The organism is Shinella sp. SUS2 (assembly GCF_001262505.1).
In the GTDB taxonomy this organism is placed as follows: Bacteria; Pseudomonadota; Alphaproteobacteria; order Rhizobiales; family Rhizobiaceae; genus Shinella.
Window position 1 is genome coordinate 1 of the sequence record NZ_KQ410826.1, and the last position, 1,358, is coordinate 1,358.

At 58.8% G+C, this 1,358-nt stretch carries 1 protein-coding gene and 1 pseudogene; both read right to left on the reverse strand.

The window, feature by feature from the left end:
* Positions 1-586: 586 nt before the first annotated feature.
* On the reverse strand, positions 587-1,072 hold the full coding sequence (locus AKG11_RS33500) for a nucleoside deaminase (protein ID WP_024270028.1): 486 nt from the start codon (positions 1,070-1,072) through the stop codon (positions 587-589).
* A pseudogene (locus AKG11_RS33505) lies at positions 1,072-1,278 on the reverse strand (multidrug efflux SMR transporter); the annotation flags it as partial. The pseudogene AKG11_RS33505 and the gene AKG11_RS33500, both read right to left, overlap by 1 nt.
* Between the last annotated feature and the right edge of the window lie 80 nt (positions 1,279-1,358).

Here is a 1,358-nt window from a genome sequence, read left to right on the forward strand (position 1 = left end):
GTAGAATCTGTCCCATAGCGCATCCCTCCATTCCTGGCTGAATAGTGCACCATCAAATACCGGGACTAAACACCTAGTGCCTATGTCGCCCACCGCCGGGATGAGGCATTAGGACCTGCAGCGCAGAAACTTGCCGATCTGCTGATCAGCCATGAATATGGTGATCAGAATTTGTAAGGACCTCCATTTTTAAAGGTCTCACATCCTGATCAGAACTTTGCGCACGGCCTCCGCTCCGCTCTGGCTGGGCCGCTTGGTTGGTTCGTATTCGCCGCCCACAACCCGAGCCATCAATGGCATTAAATGTCGGCCTCAATCGCCTGCTTTGGACGCTAGCCGAGGGCATGCAGCGCTCGAAAGGGGACGACTGATCGGGACAAGGCCGCCGCCGTTGCGGCCTTGTCGTGTGTCTTAAGACTTAAAAATTGCGGCTCGTCGCCTATGCCAACCTCGCATGCAAGGCAAGCACTGTAGGACATAGCTGCCCACACCAGGCGATCGGCAGGTCTTTTGCGGTCAGGATAAGAGGTTCTATGCGGAGGCTGACTTCGTAAAGCCGCGATCCTCATATTTCGGCGCGGTGTTCCTATGAAACACGTCGTTCCGGGCAAAACGCCAGAAAAGGATGCAATCCCTCTGGCACCGCCAGTTTGCTTACCTCAGGCGACAACCAGGTCTGCGGGTCGTCGGCGAAGAGATGGTAGCTGCCTCGATAATCGAAGCCGTACGCGGCGACCTCGTCCCGGTCGACAGCGAAGAAGACCTGCGAAATACCAGCACTGCGCGCGTTCATGTAGCACATCGCGCATGGCTCTGCTGACGCGAGCAAGGTCGCTCCGATCAGATGGGTCGTGCCGTGCGTGCGGCAGGCATCACGTATCGCCTCGACCTCGGCATGAGCGGTGGGGTCGTGATGGGCCCGTACACGATTGACCCCGCGCCCGAGAAGCTGGCCGTTGTGATCGACGACGAAGGCAGTGAATGGAATGCCGCCTCCGTGGACATGCTCCATAGAGTAGGCGACGGCCTCCTCCATGAGCTGCGCCAGGCGGGATGAAATGCCGGCAACCATCAGGATGTCCCCTGGAGCTTCGGACTGTCGGAGAGCTTCAACCAGACGACCCCGGCGATAATGACCGCGAGCCAGAATGCCTGCATCAGTGTCAGCGGCTGGTCGAGAAGGACCGTGCCTGCCGCAGCAGCGCCGACGGAGCCGATGCCCGCCCATACAGCGTAGCCAATTCCCACATCGATGGTCCGCAAGGCGGCGCTGAGGAAGTAATACGCCGCCTCGCTGACTTCGACTCTTTAGCCTTCCCAAAGTGGGGTGAATCTGAATCTCTGGTGCAAACCGGAGG

Excerpts from the sequence above, each read along its gene's own strand:
- AKG11_RS33500 (WP_024270028.1), bottom strand. The coding sequence starts at position 1,072 with ATGGTTGCCGGCATTTCATCCCGCCTGGCGCAGCTCATGGAGGAGGCC.